Source organism: Roseburia hominis A2-183 (genome assembly GCF_000225345.1).
Classification (GTDB): Bacteria; Bacillota; Clostridia; order Lachnospirales; family Lachnospiraceae; genus Roseburia; species Roseburia hominis.
This window is the reverse complement of the sequence record NC_015977.1, coordinates 2,094,466-2,111,759: the sequence shown is the minus strand read 5'-3', so window position 1 is coordinate 2,111,759 and position 17,294 is coordinate 2,094,466. Positions and strand designations below refer to the sequence as shown.

At 51.8% G+C, this 17,294-nt stretch carries 10 protein-coding genes; all 10 read left to right on the top strand.

Features of this window, described 5'->3' with window-relative positions:
• The first annotated feature begins 23 nt into the window (after positions 1 to 23).
• The 10 genes from RHOM_RS09480 to gltB all read left to right on the top strand — a co-directional run bounded on the left by RHOM_RS09480 (position 24) and on the right by gltB (position 17,234).
• Positions 24 to 512 (top strand): dUTP diphosphatase, encoded by a 489-nt coding sequence (locus RHOM_RS09480; protein WP_370810711.1) that lies wholly within the window; start codon positions 24 to 26, stop codon positions 510 to 512.
• A gap of 196 nt (positions 513 to 708) precedes the next feature.
• Positions 709 to 1,821 carry an ABC transporter ATP-binding protein gene (locus RHOM_RS09475; RefSeq protein WP_014080086.1) on the top strand — a complete coding sequence of 371 codons (1,113 nt, stop codon included), beginning with the start codon at positions 709 to 711 and terminating at the stop codon, positions 1,819 to 1,821.
• A gap of 126 nt (positions 1,822 to 1,947) precedes the next feature.
• Positions 1,948 to 3,042: a PucR family transcriptional regulator gene (locus RHOM_RS09470; RefSeq protein ID WP_014080085.1), complete on the top strand. Its 1,095-nt coding sequence runs from the start codon at positions 1,948 to 1,950 to the stop codon at positions 3,040 to 3,042.
• Between the two features lie 63 nt (positions 3,043 to 3,105).
• Entirely contained in the window at positions 3,106 to 5,040 is a 1,935-nt protein-coding gene (locus RHOM_RS09465; protein ID WP_014080084.1) for a [Fe-Fe] hydrogenase large subunit C-terminal domain-containing protein, read from the top strand.
• A 180-nt stretch (positions 5,041 to 5,220) separates the two neighbouring features.
• Positions 5,221 to 7,143 (top strand): DNA gyrase/topoisomerase IV subunit B, encoded by a 1,923-nt coding sequence (locus tag RHOM_RS09460; protein WP_014080083.1) that lies wholly within the window; start codon positions 5,221 to 5,223, stop codon positions 7,141 to 7,143.
• Positions 7,144 to 7,221: 78 nt separating this feature from the next.
• On the top strand, positions 7,222 to 9,459 hold the full coding sequence (locus RHOM_RS09455) for a DNA gyrase/topoisomerase IV subunit A (RefSeq protein WP_044024963.1): 2,238 nt from the start codon (positions 7,222 to 7,224) through the stop codon (positions 9,457 to 9,459).
• 2 nt (positions 9,460 to 9,461) lie between these two features.
• Positions 9,462 to 10,142 carry an HAD hydrolase-like protein gene (locus RHOM_RS09450; protein WP_014080081.1) on the top strand — a complete coding sequence of 227 codons (681 nt, stop codon included), beginning with the start codon at positions 9,462 to 9,464 and terminating at the stop codon, positions 10,140 to 10,142.
• Positions 10,139 to 10,945 (top strand): CPBP family intramembrane glutamic endopeptidase, encoded by an 807-nt coding sequence (locus RHOM_RS09445; protein WP_014080080.1) that lies wholly within the window; start codon positions 10,139 to 10,141, stop codon positions 10,943 to 10,945. The genes RHOM_RS09450 and RHOM_RS09445 overlap by 4 nt, the downstream gene beginning before the upstream one ends.
• Positions 10,946 to 11,289: 344 nt before the next feature.
• Positions 11,290 to 12,324 carry a hemolysin family protein gene (locus tag RHOM_RS09440; RefSeq protein WP_014080079.1) on the top strand — a complete coding sequence of 345 codons (1,035 nt, stop codon included), beginning with the start codon at positions 11,290 to 11,292 and terminating at the stop codon, positions 12,322 to 12,324.
• 395 nt (positions 12,325 to 12,719) lie between these two features.
• Positions 12,720 to 17,234, top strand: coding sequence for a glutamate synthase large subunit (gene gltB / locus RHOM_RS09435; RefSeq protein ID WP_044024961.1), 4,515 nt, complete (start codon positions 12,720 to 12,722; stop codon positions 17,232 to 17,234).
• Positions 17,235 to 17,294 lie beyond the last annotated feature (60 nt).

The following is a 17,294-nucleotide window of genomic DNA, read 5'->3' as shown; positions in this document are numbered from 1 at the left end:
AGTGGGGAGCATAGAAATGCGACATGGCGCCCCGGAGTGGGAAACATAAAGAAATCGACATAACAGGAGGAACATACATGCCACAGATCAGGATTAAATATTTTACGGATGCGATTGAACGTCTGACCTATATTGACGGAAAGTCGGACTGGATCGATCTTCGGGCGTCTGAGGAAGTGACACTGAAAGCGGGGGAGTTCTGTCTGATTCCACTCGGCGTTGCCATGGAGCTTCCGGAGGGCTATGAGGCGCATGTGGTACCGAGAAGCTCCACTTTCAAAAATTACGGAATCATCCAGACGAACAGCTGCGGCATTATCGATGGCACCTACTGCGGGGATGACGATATGTGGCGGATGCCGGTCTATGCGGTGCGCGACACGGTGATTCACGTCAATGACCGCATCTGCCAGTTCCGCATTTTTGAAAATCAGCCGAAGATCACGTTTGACGAGGTGGAGAGCCTCGGCAACAAAAACCGCGGCGGATTCGGAAGCACTGGAAAACAGTAATGCGTTCGTCAAAGTGCTTACTTTTTGATGGAAAACCTGTCGGTTTGACGAAAGAATAGAAAAAACAACCAAAACACTGTGACATTCTACAAGAAAAGCAAAAATTCTTTGTGTAGGCGGTCTATGGTATTTTGGCTGTTTTTTTTGTATAGTAAGAGTAGTTAAAAACGAACAAATTTTAGGAGGTATCGTACCAATGGCAAGTTTATCATTGAAAAACGTTTGCAAAGTATATCCGAACGGCTTTGAGGCTGTTAAGGATTTCAACCTTGAAGTAGAGGATCAGGAGTTCATTATCTTCGTAGGACCTTCCGGATGTGGTAAGTCTACTACACTTCGTATGATCGCAGGTCTTGAGGAGATCTCCTCCGGTGAGTTCTACATCGACGGAAAGCTCATGAACGACGTAGAGCCGAAGGATCGTGATATCGCAATGGTATTCCAGAACTACGCTCTGTATCCGCATATGACCGTATTCGACAACATGGCATTCGGTCTTAAGTTAAGAAAAGTTCCGAAGGATGAGATCAAGAGAAAAGTTGAGGAGGCTGCAAAGATCCTTGACCTTGAGAAGTTATTAGACCGTAAGCCGAAGGCTCTCTCCGGTGGACAGAGACAGCGTGTTGCCATGGGACGTGCCATCGTACGTAACCCGAAGGTATTCCTGATGGATGAGCCGCTCTCCAACCTGGATGCAAAGCTTCGTGTACAGATGCGTTCCGAGATCGCTTCCTTACATAACAGATTAAAAGCAACCATCATCTACGTAACACATGATCAGACCGAGGCTATGACACTTGGTACCAGAATCGTCGTATTAAAGGACGGCGTTATCATGCAGGTAGATTCCCCGCAGAAGTTATACAACGAGCCGAATAACTTATTCGTAGCAGGATTCATCGGATCTCCGCAGATGAACTTCGTAGATGCTGTATGCAAGGTTGAGGGTGAGAAAGTAAGCCTTTCCTTCGAGAACACAACAGTTGTTCTTCCTCCTGCAAAAGCTAAGAAGTTAGCTGACGGCGGATACAACGGCAAGACTGTTGTTATGGGTATCAGACCGGAAGATATCGGTGATTCCGAGATCGAGATCGAGGCTCATAAGGATGCTGCATTCGAGACAGATGTAACAGGATATGAGTTATTAGGTTCTGAGGTACTGTTATACTTCAAAGTTGCAGGCGCAAGCATGACTGCAAAGGTTGATTCCAGAACAACTGCACGTATGGGCGACCACATCAAGATGGCAATTGATCCGGAGAAGATTCACGTATTCGACAAAGAAACAGAATTGACAATTACCAACTAATCCGTTAGAATTGAATAGGACTTAAAAGTAAAACTGGGTGCACATGTTGTACCCAGTTTTTATTAACGTATGGAACACATGAGGCATGTCAATGTACAGTAATATTTGACAGGAAAGGCGAGACACATGATTTCGAATCACAAGATACAGGCAGCATTAGATGAGATAAAAGAGATTTCCAAGATTGATCTGGCACTATATACGGATAAGGGAAAGCAGGTGGCAGCGACGTTTGAAACGGAAGGGGATATGGAGTACGCTGTGAATTCTTTTGCGGGTTCCATGGCGGAGAGCCAGATGCTGTCCGGATGTCATTTCTTTAAGGTGTATGTGGACGGGGAACTGGAATATGTCCTTTTGACCAAATCTTCTGCGGAGGACGCGTACATGGTCGGAAGACTGGCGGTCTGCCAGATCCGGACGCTTGTGTCTGCTTACATGGAGCAGTTTGACCGGAACAACTTCATGCAGAATATCCTGCTCGGCAATATGCTTGTGGTAGATATGTACAACAAGGCGCAGAAGCTTCACATCGAACAGGCGGAGCGCGTGGTATTTGTGATCGAGCTGGAAGGGAAGAAGGACGCCACAGCGATCGAACTGGTCAAGAATCTGTTCGCGGCGAAGACCAGGGATTTTGTGACTGAGGTGGACGAGCAGAGCATTGTGCTCATCAAAGACACCAGAGAGATGGGAGAGGACGAGGATCTGGTGTCCCTGGCGTCAATGATCGTGGACAATATGCATGCGGAGGCGATGGTACGCGTCCGGGTCGGCTACGGCAACCGTGTGAACAACCTGCAGGATATTGCGAAATCCTACCAGGAGGCAAAGATGGCGCTTGAGGTGGGAAAAATCTTCTACGCGGAAAAAGAGACGATCGCGTACCGTTATCTGGGTATTGGCAGACTGATCTATCAGCTCCCGATGTCTCTGTGCGAGATGTTTATTCATGAGGTATTCGGGGATGAAATTCCGGATGTGTTCAACGAGGAGACGACGACAACGATCCAGAAATTCTTTGAGAACAATCTGAATATCTCTGAAACGGCAAGACAGCTTTACGTGCACAGGAACACGTTGGTGTACCGTCTGGAGCGCCTGGAGAAGGTCATCGGACTTGATATCCGCAAGTTTGATGATGCGATGACATTCAAGATTGCAATGATGGTCATTTCCCACATGCAGTATGTCAAGAATAGTGAAAATGCACTAAATTAGTTGAAAAAATATATGCTATATGTTAAAATTAAACAAAAGACAGCATAAGGGAGTGGAAGAGTTATGGCTGGCTATGTTTACACGAATGAGAACTGTATTGGGTGCAACCGGTGCATTTCGGTCTGTCCCGTTCTGACAGCGAATCAGGCTGTCGTGGTGGACGGGAAGCCGCGCATTGAGGTCAACCATGCACAGTGCATCAACTGTGGTGCATGCTTTGATGCCTGCGAACATCAGGCGAGGGAATATGCCGATGATACGGAGCAGTTTTTTGCGGATCTGCAGAGAGGCGAATCCATTTCACTGCTTCTGGCGCCGGCATTTCTTGCGAATTATCCCAGAGAGTATGAGCAGATTTTAGGCGGCTTAAGACAGATGGGGGCAAAGCGGATCATCAGTGTCAGCTTTGGCGCCGACATTACGACCTGGGCGTATATCAATTATATTACGAAGAATCAGTTTACGGGCGGGATCTCGCAGCCGTGTCCTGCGGTGGTCAACTACATCGAGATGTATGCACCGGAACTGCTTCCGAAGCTGATGCCGGTACACAGCCCGATGATGTGTGCGGCAATCTACGCGAAGAAGTATTTACATATCACGGACAAGCTTGCGTTCATCAGTCCGTGCATTGCGAAGAAGAACGAGATTTCCGATCCGGATACAGACGGCTATGTTTCTTATAATGTGACATTCGATCATCTGATGGATTACTGCAGGAAGCACCGGATCAGTGGACCGGGGGTCAGCGATGAGATCGAATACGGTCTCGGCTCGATCTATCCGATGCCGGGAGGACTGAAGGAGAATGTCTACTGGTTCTGCGGAGAGGATGTATTTATCCGGCAGATTGAGGGAGAGCGCCATGTCTATGAATTCCTGGATGCCTATCGCAAGCGTGTCGCAGAGCACAAGGAGCTGCCGTTTATGGTCGATGCGCTGAACTGTGCGATGGGATGCATCTACGGTACGGGCGTTGAGCCGGAGAAGACTGCCGGGGATGATGTGCTCTACGAGCTGCATAAGATCCGGGAGAAGAGCAAGAAGGTCAAGGGACCGTGGGCGAGATCGGCGACGTCGAAGCAGCGGCTGGCACAGCTGAACCGTCAGTTTGCGCAGCTTGAACCGGCGGATTTTACGCGCCGGTATACCGACCGGTCGAAGGGGAATGAGATCCGCGTGCCGGAGGGCCAGGAGTTAGAAGCAGTATACAGCCGTCTGAACAAGCAGACGGCGATGGATCGTGCGATCGACTGCAGCGCCTGCGGTTATAAGACCTGCCGGGATATGGCGACAGCGATCTACAACGGGTGCAACAGTGAGAATTCCTGTATTCATTTTATCAAGAACGAGGCGGAGGAAAGAGGGCGTGCGGCACAGGCGGCTGCGGAGGAAAGCCAGCAGGCGAATGTGGAGATCCAGCGCAGAAGCGATCTGATTGCAGGAATTATCGAGGGACTGAATTCCGATTTTCAGGAACTGGATTCCGCCATCGGGCAGATGGCTGCCGGGAATAGCAGCAATGCGAGCGAGAGCACGGCGATTACGGATGCGATGACCGGCGTGACCGGATTCTGCCAGGAGATGCGGCAGTCGTTTGAGGCGATCACGGAGCTTTTGGATAAGCTTGAGAACAACAACAACGACATCACGAAGATTGCCAACCAGACCAATCTGCTCTCACTGAACGCTTCCATCGAGGCTGCCCGTGCCGGTGCGGCAGGCAGAGGATTTGCGGTGGTGGCGGAGGAGATCAAGAATCTCTCGGAGAACAGCAGAGCAACCGCAAACGACAGCAACGATAACAAGAATGAGATCAGTCAGGCGATCGGAAAGCTGTTGGAGGAGTCGGATCATCTGACAGAGATTATCCGGGAAGTGGATGAGCGGATGACCAATCTGGCGGCAAGCACCGAGGAGATCGCCGCATCCACAGATTCGGTGAAGGAGATTTCCTCTGATCTGAAGGATAAGGCAGCCGAGCTGATGAACATGTAAGATACAACAGAAAAGCAAATGATAATACGCGGACAAAGAAAGCAATCGGATTCTTTTCCGCGTATTTCGTCTGTTTGCACAAAAATAGAAAATTTTTACAAAACATACGTTCTGTTGCTTGCACGGGTTTTCCCAGTATGTTATATTATCCAGAGGAATGTCAAGGAAAGGAAGAAGAACATGGCAAAGAAAGAGACTTATGACGAGAGTAGTATTTCCGTTCTGGAAGGACTCGAAGCCGTAAGGAAGAGACCCGGAATGTACATCGGAAGCGTGTCCAGAAAGGGTCTGAATCATCTTATTTACGAGATTGTGGACAACGCAGTGGACGAGCATCTGGCGGGTGCCTGCGATACCATATATGTCACATTGGAGGCGGATGGCTCCTGTACAGTGGAAGATAACGGACGAGGCGTGCCGGTCGGCATGCACGCGAAGGGCGTGTCGGCAGCGCGAATTGTGTACACGACGCTGCATGCGGGCGGCAAGTTTGACGATTCCGCATACAAGACCAGCGGCGGACTGCACGGAGTGGGTTCCTCGGTCGTGAATGCACTGTCCACCTATATGGACGTCGAGATCAGCAGAGACGGCTACATTCATCACGACCGCTATGAGCGCGGTGTGCCGGTGGTGGAGCTTGAGAACGGACTGCTTCCGAAGATCGGTAAGACGAAGAAGACTGGAACGAAGGTCAATTTCCTGCCGGACCCGGAGATTTTCGAGAAGACGCGTTTCAAGGAGGACGAGGTCAAGAGCCGTATGCATGAGACGGCATATTTAAACCCGGAGCTTACGATCATCTATGAGGACCGGAGAGGGGAGGAGACCGAGCATATCGTCTACCACGAGCCGGAAGGCATCAAGGGGTTTGTGAAGGATCTCAACAAGAGCACGGAAGTTCTGCATGACGTCGTGTATTTTAAGGGAGAGACTGAGGGCATTACCGTCGAGGCGGCGTTCCAGTACACGAACGAATTTCATGAGAATATTCTGGGCTTCTGTAATAATATTTTCAACGCGGAGGGCGGAACACACATCACCGGTTTTAAGACGGTGTTTACGACTGTTATTAATGCCTATGCGAGAGAGCTTGGCATCTTAAAGGATAAGGACGCCAATTTTACCGGTGCGGACGTGCGCAACGGCATGACGGCAGTCGTCTCCATCAAGCACCCGGATCCGCGCTTCGAGGGACAGACGAAGACGAAGCTGGATAACCAGGACGCGTCGCGGGCGACGGCGAAGGTGACCGGCGACGAGATCCAGCTCTATTTTGACAAGAACCTGGAAGTGCTTAAGACCGTCATTTCCTGTGCGGAAAAGGCGGCGAAGATCCGCAAGACCGAAGAGAAAGCGAAGACAAATCTTCTGACAAAGCAGAAGTTCTCCTTTGACTCCAACGGCAAGCTTGCGAACTGCGAGAGCCGGGACGCATCGATCTGCGAGATTTTTATCGTCGAGGGAGATTCTGCGGGAGGTTCCGCGAAGACAGCGAGAGACCGCAGCTTTCAGGCGATTCTGCCGATCCGCGGTAAGATCTTAAACGTGGAGAAGGCGAGCATCGATAAGATTTTAGCCAACGCGGAGATTAAGACGATGATCAATGCGTTCGGCTGCGGATTTTCCGAGGGCTACGGCAATGATTTCGATATTACGAAGCTCCGCTATGACAAGATTATCATCATGGCGGATGCCGACGTCGACGGAGCGCATATTTCCACGCTGCTTTTGACGTTATTCTACCGGTTCATGCCGGAGTTAATCTATGAGGGACATGTCTATGTGGCAATGCCGCCGCTTTACAAGGCGATTCCAAGCCGCGGCGAGGAAGAGTACCTCTACGATGATGAGGCGCTGGAGCGCTATAGACGGAGCCACAAGGGCAGTTTTACGCTGCAGCGGTATAAAGGTCTCGGCGAGATGGACGCGGAGCAGCTCTGGGAGACGACGCTCGATCCGAAGAGACGGCTGTTAAAGCGGATTGAGATCGAGGACGGCCGTATGGCGTCCGACATCACGGAACTTCTGATGGGCAATGACGTGCCGCCGCGCAAGACCTTTATCTATGAGCATGCGACGGATGCGACCGTGGACGCATGACAGATGCGATACCGTGCGGCAGGATCATGCGCGGGATGAGAGAGCCGCAGGAAGAAGCGGCAGGAAATGAGGATTACCATGAAACAGGAAGAACAGATTATCCGCACCGAGTATTCGGAGCTGATGCAGAAATCCTATATCGACTATGCAATGAGCGTGATTATCTCACGTGCACTGCCGGATATCAGGGATGGGTTAAAGCCGGTACAGAGGCGGACACTTTATGATATGTATGAACTCGGCATCCGCTATGACAAGCCGTACCGTAAGAGTGCGCGTATTGTCGGGGATACCATGGGTAAGTATCACCCGCACGGAGACAGTTCGATCTACGGTGCGTTGGTGGTGCTGGCACAGGATTTTAAAATGGGACAGACGCTGGTGGACGGACACGGCAACTTCGGCTCCATCGAGGGAGACGGAGCGGCTGCCATGCGTTACACGGAGGCGAGACTTCAGAAGCTGACGCAGGAGGCGTTCTTAGCAGACCTTGACAAGGATGTCGTGGATTTTGTGCCGAACTTTGACGAGACGGAGAAAGAGCCGGAGGTTCTGCCGGTAAAGGTGCCGAATCTTCTGATCAACGGTGCGGAGGGAATTGCGGTTGGCATGACGACGAGCATTCCGACGCACAATTTCGGCGAGGTCATTGACGGTGTGATTGCCTATATGAAGAATCCGGACATCAACACCGAGCAGATGATGCAGTATATCCCGGGACCGGATTTTCCGACCGGCGGTGTGATCGCCAACAAGGACGAGTTGACAGCCATCTACTCCACAGGCGTGGGGAAGATCAAGATCCGCGGAAAAGTGGAGGTTGAGCAGGTCAAAGGCGGAAAGGAACGCCTGGTAATTACCGAGATTCCGTATACGATGATCGGTGCAAATATCGGAAAGTTCTTAAACGATGTCTACAGCCTCGTGGAGACGAAGAAGACGAATGACATTGTGGATATCACAAACCAGTCCTCCAAGGAGGGCATCCGCATTGTCATCGAGCTGCGCAAGGGAGCGGACGCTGCCAATCTGGAGAATCTATTATATAAGAAGACCAAGCTTGAGGACACGTTCGGTGTCAATATGCTTGCGGTGGTAGACGGAAGACCGGAGACGATGGGAATTGTGCCGATCATACGTCATCATGTGAATTTCCAGTATGAGCTGGCAAAGAGAAAGTATACAACGCTGCTTGCCAAGGAGCTGGAGAAGAAGGAAGTGCAGGAGGGATTGATCCACGCCTGCGATGTGATCGATCTTATCATCGAGATCCTGCGCGGCAGTGCGAACGTCAAGATGGCGAGAGCCTGTCTGACCGAGGGAATCATCGAGGGGATTGCCTTTAAGTCGGCGCAGTCCCAAAAGGACGCGCAGAGCCTGCGTTTTACGGAGCGCCAGGCGGATGCCATCTTAGAGATGCGTCTGTACAAGCTGATCGGACTCGAGATCGAGGCGCTGATGAAAGAGCACGAGAAGACGCTTGCCAATATTGCGGAGTACAATGAGATCTTAAGCAACCGTGCGGCGATGGCAAAGGTGATTATCCGCGAGCTGGAAGCTTACAAAAAGGAGTATGGCAGACCGCGGCGCACTGTCATTGACAATCTCAAAGAGGCGGTTGTCGAGGAGAAGAAGATTGAGGAGATGGACGTGGTATTCCTGATGGATCGCTTTGGCTACGCGAAGACGATCGACGTGGCGGCGTATGAACGCAACCGCGAGGCGGCCGATGCGGAGAACCGCTATGTGCTGACCTGTAAGAATACCGATAAGATCTGCATTTTTACGAACAAGGGACAGATGCATCTGCTCAAGGTGCTGGATCTGCCATTCGGCAAGTTCCGCGACAAGGGAACGCCGATTGACAATCTGAGCAATTATAACAGCAGTGAGGAGAACTTTGTCTATATCACGAATCTGGGAGCGATCTGCAACCACAGGCTGATCTTTGGCACGAAGACGGCGATGCTTAAGATTGTGGACGGAAGCGAGTTTGACGTTGCAAAGCGCACGACCGCGGCGACGAAGCTTACCGACGGGGACGAGGTGCTTTTCGTGCATCCGGTTGCCGGGAATGAGACGATCGTCATGCAGTCCGAGCGCGATTTCTTCCTTCGGATTGCGGTGGATACCATTCCGGAGAAGAAAAAGGGTGCGGTCGGCGTCCGCGGCATGCGGCTTGCGGACGGAGATGCGCTTACTGCGATTCATCTGCTCGGCGAGGGTGAGAGCGCCCAGACGGAGGTAAAAGGAAAGCCTGTGATGTTAAACCGGCTGCATGTGGCGGGCCGCGACACGAAAGGAACGAAGAAATAACGATGATAAAAGCTGTATTATTTGATCTGGACGGAACGATCATCAATTCCGAGGAGGGCATCACAAAGTGCGTGCAATACGCACTGCGCGCCTACGGGATCGATGAGCCGGACCGCACGAAGCTGCGCTGCTTTATCGGACCGCCCTTAGATCCGGTATTTCGCGAAAAGTATGGCATGACGGAAGCGGAAGCGTGGCAGTCTGTGGAAAAGTACAGAGAGCGGTTTGACGTAAAGGGAATCTTCGAGTGCAGCCTCTACGACGGCGTCAGGGAAGCGATCGCGCGCTTCAAGGAGCATGGTTATCTGCTTGCGCTTGCGTCTTCAAAGCCAGAGACAGCGTGCAGAAGAATATTAGAGCACTTTGATCTGCTGGGATATTTTGATGAGGTGGTAGGTTCCACGCTGGACGGCTCGATCAGTACGAAGGCGGAAGTGCTCGAGGAACTGGGGCGCCGCATGGCGGGCAGCCATATCGGGAAAAACGAACTGTGCCTGATCGGGGACACGAAGTATGACGCTGCCGGAGCAAAGGCGTTCGGAATCCGCTGTATCGGTGTCAGCTATGGCTTCGGTACCAGGGAAGAACTGCTCGCCGCAGGTGCGGAGGCGGTCTTCGACCGCATCGAAGAGGTGGAGACATACATTGAGAATGACGCAGCGGGAGAGGGAGAGGCAGAGTGAAGACGACAGGTGCTTATAAAATCTGGAGAATCATATATCCGATCGGTATCTATTATGTGGTGTCATCGCTTGCCTACTTTTTTCTGACGCTGCTGCTCGGCGCGGGGGAGGAATCCTACATGCTGCGGCAGATGCTCTGCGCGGCTGCCACGATTCCGTTCGTCTGGATGCATTACGGGCAGGATCGCGCTGCGCGGGAGACTGTCTATGGCAGGCGCGGCATCAGACCGGACGCAAGGTTTTTCTGCACTGTGGCAGGCTCACTGCTTGCAGGAGCATCTCTTGGCATGGCTGTCAACAACGTGATTGCCATGACGCCGCTCATTGAGGCGTCCGCGGGCTTTCAAAGCGCGAATCAGGCGTTTTTTGCCGGCGGGGTTGTGTTTGAACTGCTCGGCTCCTGCCTCGTGATTCCGCTGGCGGAGGAGCTTTTGTACCGTGGTGTCGTGGAGAGAAGACTATCCCTGCTGTGCGGCAGTGCGCCGGCAATCGTGCTCTCGGCGGTTATTTTCGGCGTGATGCACTGGAACGTGGTACAGTTTTTGTATGCGGGCATTTTAGGTCTGCTGCTCGCGTGGCTGCTGGAGAGAACCGGCTTTTTGTATGCGCCCGTTCTGGCGCATATCGGGGCGAATGTGATGGCGGTTGTGCGCAGCGAGACTGGCTGGCTGGACTTTGCCTACCAGCCCACAGCGGCAGGTGTTGCAGTGACGGTGCTGCTGTTTGCGGTGGCAGCGTTTGCGGTTCTGCTGGTGAAAAAGGGCGGAGTGCGGCAGGAAGAGGAGAAAACGTCCGCTGCCTGAAACCTTAGCAGTATCTGTAGAGGTGCAGTTATTGACTGTTATAGCTTCCTGTGGTATGTTAAATGACGTGAATGGCGGGATCCCCGGTCCATTTAGCATCGCAGGAAGGAGAGTGACAGTTTCATGGACGATAGTGCGGACAGTGACAGCGATACACAGATATGCAGGCTTTTAAAAAGAGAATACGGCTGCTCCATGCAGTGTTATGAATAGGTAAAGGTATGGCTTACCGGAGGTCTTTTTTGGACACCGGAAGGTCATACCTTTTTGTGCGTAAATGACACAACACGTAACAGGCAGCAGGAGGGCGTATCACAGGACGCCGGAAACAGAAAGGAGCAGACATGTTGCAGCCCATATTCTTATTGATGGTTTTGATTTTTTTGAATGCCGTATTTGCAAGCGCGGAGATTGCGGTAATCTCGATGAGTGATTTAAAACTCCGACAGCTCTGCGAGGCGGGAGACAGGCGTGCCGGAAAGCTGGAGGCGCTCATAAAGCAGCCGGCAAAATTCCTTGCCACGATCCAGGTGGCGATCACGCTCGCCGGATTTTTACAGAGTGCGTTTGCCGCGGAAAACTTTGCACAGCCGTTGGTGACGCTTTTGAGGGGCACCGGAATACCGGTTGCAGAGGAGGCATTAAAATCCGCGTGCATCGTGGTGATTACATTGATTTTAGCGTATTTTAATCTGGTCTTCGGGGAACTTGTGCCGAAGCGGGTGGCGATGAAAAAGGCGGAGGAGCTGGCGCTTAAAATGGCAGGAATGCTCTCCCTGGTGGCGAAGATCTTTGCACCGCTGGTGTGGCTTCTTACCGCATCGACCAATTTCTGGTTAAGACGGTTTGGCATTGACCCGGAGGAGGAAGAGGAGACGGTGTCGGAGGAGGAAATCCGGCTGCTGCTCGCCGAGGGAAGAGAGCAGGGAACCATTCCGACCGAGGAGACAGAGATGATACAGAACGTGTTCGGGTTTGATGATATTGCGGTCGGAACGATCTGCACGCACCGCAGGGAGATGGTATCTCTGTCCACGGAGGAGGATGAAGCCGTCTGGGATCGGATTCTGGCGGAGAGCGTACATACCTATTATCCGATCTTTGCGGGGAGAAGCGAGGATGTCGTGGGAATCCTCGATGGAAAAGCGTATTTCCGCATGAAAGACCACACGCGTGACAAAGTGATGCAGTGCGCGGTACAAAAACCGATGCTGGCAGCGGATTCCATGAAGGCAAACCGGCTTTTTGAGCAGATGAAACAGCAGCAGAATTATTTTGCGGTTGTGACAGACGCCTACGGCGGGGTTACCGGAATCGTGACGCTGTGCGACATCATGGAGTATCTGGTGGGAGATCTGGAGAATACGGTTACCGCATAAAATGGTGTTATAATTCAGATACAATTTAAGAAAAGGCAGAAAAAGAGCCCGGAAAAAGTTTTGCATGCAAAATTTTTTCCGGGCTTTTATATGTTGAATTGTGTGTGAGAAAATTATTTATACAAAAAATAATGAATAATATCTGATAATAATAAAAAATAAACATTATATACAAATAATCAGACAATTATAAGAATAAACTGGTAGACAAACAAATGAGAAAGTTGTATATTAGGATATAACAAATTCGGTAAAGACAACTGTCCGTGCAGTAAAGACAGCTGATCGGAATACAGAATGCAGAAAGGAAGCTGATTATGAAAGAGCAGACCACTTATAAGAAGGACGCCCTCAACCGTTTCTCGGTATCGGATGCGGGGAAGCAGGCAGCCGGAATGTACGATCCGGGTTACGAGCACGATAACTGTGGTATCGGTTCGGTTGTCAACATTAAGGGAATCAAGACACACGAGACTGTGGAGAATGCGTTAAAGATCGTTGAGAACTTAAAGCACAGAGCAGGCAAGGATGCGGAGGGAAAGACCGGTGACGGTGTCGGTATTCTGCTGCAGATATCCCACAAGTTTTTTTCCAAGGCGGCAAAACAGCTTGGAATCGAACTCGGTGAGGAGAGAGACTATGGTGTCGGCATGTTCTTTTTCCCGCAGGACGAGTTAAAGCGCAACCGTGCCAAGAAGATGTTCGAGGTCATTGTCGGCAAGGAGGGAATGGAGTTCCTCGGCTGGCGTGAAGTTCCGACCGATCCGACGAAGCTGGGACAGAAAGCGGTGGACTGCATGCCGTATATCATGCAGGGTTTTGTGAAGCGTCCGGCGGATGTGGAGAAGGGACTGGCGTTTGACCGCAAGCTGTATGTGGCGCGAAGAGTCTTCGAGCAGTCCAACGACGATACCTATGTGGTATCCCTTTCCAGCCGTACGATCGTCTATAAGGGAATGTTTCTTGTGGAGCAGCTTCGTCTGTTTTTTGCGGATTTACAGGATAAGGATTACGAGTCGGCGATTGCAACCGTGCATTCCCGTTTCTCCACGAACACGAACCCGAGCTGGGAGAGAGCGCACCCGAACCGTTTTATCGTACATAACGGTGAGATCAATACGATCAAGGGCAACGCCGATAAGATGCTCGCCCGTGAGGAGACGATGGAGTCCGAGCACTTAAAAGGCGAACTTCAGAAAGTGCTTCCGGTCATCAACAGTGAGGGATCGGATTCCGCGATGCTGGACAATACGCTGGAGTTCCTCGTGATGAGTGGTATGGAGCTTCCGCTCGCAGTCATGATCATGATCCCGGAGCCGTGGGCAAACAACAATATCATGTCGCAGAAGAAAAAGGATTTTTACCAGTATTACGCGACGATGATGGAGCCGTGGGACGGACCGGCATCCATCCTCTTTTCCGATGGCGATATGATGGGAGCCGTGCTTGACCGCAATGGTCTGCGTCCTTCCCGTTACTATATTACGGATGATGATTATCTGATCCTCTCCTCCGAGGTCGGCGTGCTGGACATCGACCCGACGAAGATTGTGGTAAAGGAGCGTCTGCGTCCGGGCAAGATGCTGCTCGTGGATACCGTCAAGGGAAGAGTCATCGATGACGACGAACTCAAGGAGACTTACGCGAACAAGCAGCCATATGGTGAGTGGCTTGACCGCAACCTCTTAAAACTCGAGGATTTAAAGATCCCGAATGAGCGTGTGCCGGAGTATACCAAGGAAGAGCGCCAGCGCATGCAGAAGGCATTCGGTTATACCTACGAATCTCTGCGCGAGGCGATCCTGCCGATGGCGAAAAACGGTGGCGAGGGTACATCCGCCATGGGTATTGACACACCGCTTGCAGCGCTTGCGAGTGACCATCAGCCGCTGTTTAATTACTTCAAACAGCTGTTTGCGCAGGTGACCAACCCGCCGATCGACTCGATCCGTGAGAAAGTCGTGACCTCTACGACCGTCTACATCGGCGAGGACGGCAACCTCTTGGAGGAGCGGGCGGAGAACTGTAAGGTATTGAAGGTCAACAACCCGATTCTGACCAACACCGACCTGATGAAGATCAAGGCGATGAAGGTCGACGGATTCAAGGTAGAAGTACTGCCGATTATCTACTATAAGAATACAAGCTTGGAGAAGGCGATCGAGCGTCTGTTTGTGGAGGCGGATCGTGCGTACCGTGAGGGAGCGAACATTCTGATCCTCTCCGACCGCGGCATCGACGAGAACCATGTGCCGATCCCGTCACTGCTCGCTGTATCAGCACTGCAGCAGCATCTGGTAAAGACGAAAAAGAGAACGGCGGTTGCCATGATCTTAGAGTCCGGAGAGCCTCGTGAGGTACACCATTTTGCGACGCTCCTCGGCTACGGAGCCTGTGCGATCAACCCGTATCTGGCACAGGATACCGTAAAACAGCTGGTGGACGAGCATATGCTGGACAAAGATTATTATGCGGCGGTTCAGGATTACAATGCAGCGATTTTAAACGGCATCGTCAAGATCGCATCCAAGATGGGAATCTCGACGATCCAGTCCTACGAGGGTTCCAAGATCTTCGAGGCGATCGGTATCAATAAGGATGTGATTGACAAGTATTTCACGAATACGGTCAGCCCGATCGGCGGCATTACGCTGGAGGATATTGCGGATGACGTCAATGAGCTTCACTCGGCGGCGTACGATCCGCTGGGATTAGAGACGGATCTCACATTGGACAGCAGAGGACGCCACAAGATGAGAAGCGGCGCAGATCCGCATCTCTACAATCCGGCGACGATTCATCTGCTTCAGGAGGCGACAAAGCGCGGCGACTACGAACTCTTTAAACAGTACACAGAGCTTGTGAATAAAGAAGAGAGAGAGATCACGCTCCGCGGTCTGATGGATTTCAATTACCCGAAAAAGGGCGTGCCGCTCGAGGAGGTCGAGAGTGTCGATTCCATCGTGACGCGTTTTAAGACGGGGGCAATGTCCTACGGTTCCATCTCCAAGGAGGCGCACGAGACGTTGGCGATCGCCATGAACCGTCTGCACGGCAAGTCCAACTCCGGCGAAGGAGGAGAGGATGCAGACCGTCTTGCGAGCAAGAACAGCCCGGTCAACCGTTGCTCTGCGATCAAGCAGGTGGCGAGCGGACGTTTCGGTGTGACCAGTGAGTATCTGGTGAGCGCGCAGGAGATTCAGATCAAGATGGCACAGGGCGCAAAGCCGGGCGAGGGCGGACACCTGCCGGGCAAGAAGGTCTATCCGTGGATTGCAAAGACCAGACTTTCCACACCGGGTGTATCATTGATCTCCCCGCCGCCGCATCATGACATCTACTCGATCGAGGATCTGGAGCAGTTGATCTTCGACTTAAAGAATGCGAACCGTGATGCGCGCATCACCGTGAAACTGGTATCCGAGGCGGGAGTCGGTACGGTCGCAGCCGGCGTTGCAAAGGCAGGCGCACAGGTTGTCCTGATCTCCGGCTATGACGGCGGTACCGGTGCGGCTCCGTCCAGCTCGATCCACAATGCGGGACTTCCGTGGGAGCTTGGTCTTGCGGAGACACATCAGACATTGATTATGAACGGACTGCGCAACAAAGTACGCATTGAGACGGACGGCAAACTGATGAGCGGCCGCGATGTCGCTACGGCAGCGCTGCTCGGAGCGGAGGAGTTCGGATTTGCCACAGCGCCGCTTGTGACCTTAGGCTGCGTGATGATGCGCGTCTGTAACCTGGATACCTGTCCGGCAGGTATTGCGACACAGAACCCGGAGCTTCGGAAGCGTTTTGCCGGCAAGCCGGAATATGTGGAGAATTTTATGCGCTTTATCGCACAGGATCTGCGGGAGTATATGGCAAAGCTCGGATGCCGCACGATCGACGAGATGGTCGGCAGAAGCGATCTGCTTAAGGTGCGCGAGGATCTTTCGGGACGCGACCGCGAGATCGATCTCTCCAATCTTTTGAACAACCCGTTTGCGGGACCGAAGGAGAAAGTAACCTTTGACCCGAAGCATGTCTATGATTTTGAACTGGAGAAGTCCAAGGATGTGACCGTGCTCTTAAAACAGTTAAAGGGTGCGTTAGAGCAGAAGCAGCGCAGAAGCATTGATGTGGAGGTGACGAACACCGACCGTTCCTTTGGTACGATTTTCGGTTCGGAGATCACGAAGAAGTACGGCGGAGAGGGACTGCCGGAGGATACCTTCATTGTAAAATGCAACGGTGCCGGCGGACAGAGTTTCGGAGCTTTTATCCCGAAGGGACTGACGTTAGAGCTGGTCGGCGATTCCAACGATTACTTTGGAAAAGGATTATCCGGCGGCAAGCTTGTCGTCTATGCACCGGCGGGCGTGAAGTATGAGAAGGATGAGAATATCATCATCGGTAATGTGGCGCTCTACGGAGCAACCAGCGGAAAAGCGTTTATCAGCGGCGTCGCAGGCGAGCGTTTCTGCGTGCGCAACTCGGGAGCTTCCGCAGTCGTGGAGGGTGTCGGAGACCACGGATGTGAATATATGACGGGAGGCCGTGTCGTCGTGCTCGGCAAGACCGGCAAGAATTTTGCTGCCGGCATGAGCGGCGGTATTGCTTATGTGCTCGATGAGGACAATGACCTCTACACAAGAATGAATAAGGAAATGGTATTCAGCCAGGAGATTTCCAACAAATATGATGTCATGGAATTAAAGGACATGATCAAGGAACATGTGGCGCTGACCAACTCGGAAAAGGGCAAGAAGATCCTGGATAATTTCAGCGAGTATCTGCCGAAGTTCAAGAAAGTCATACCGTATGACTATAACCGTATGCTTATGGCGATTGTTCAGATGGAGGAGAAAGGTCTTTCTTCCGAACAGGCACAGATTGAGGCTTTTTATGCAAATACGCGTGGATAGTGTGTGAGCAGGTGTCGTTTGACATGTGTGACTCATGCATTTTCGAGAAAGGAAAGAATT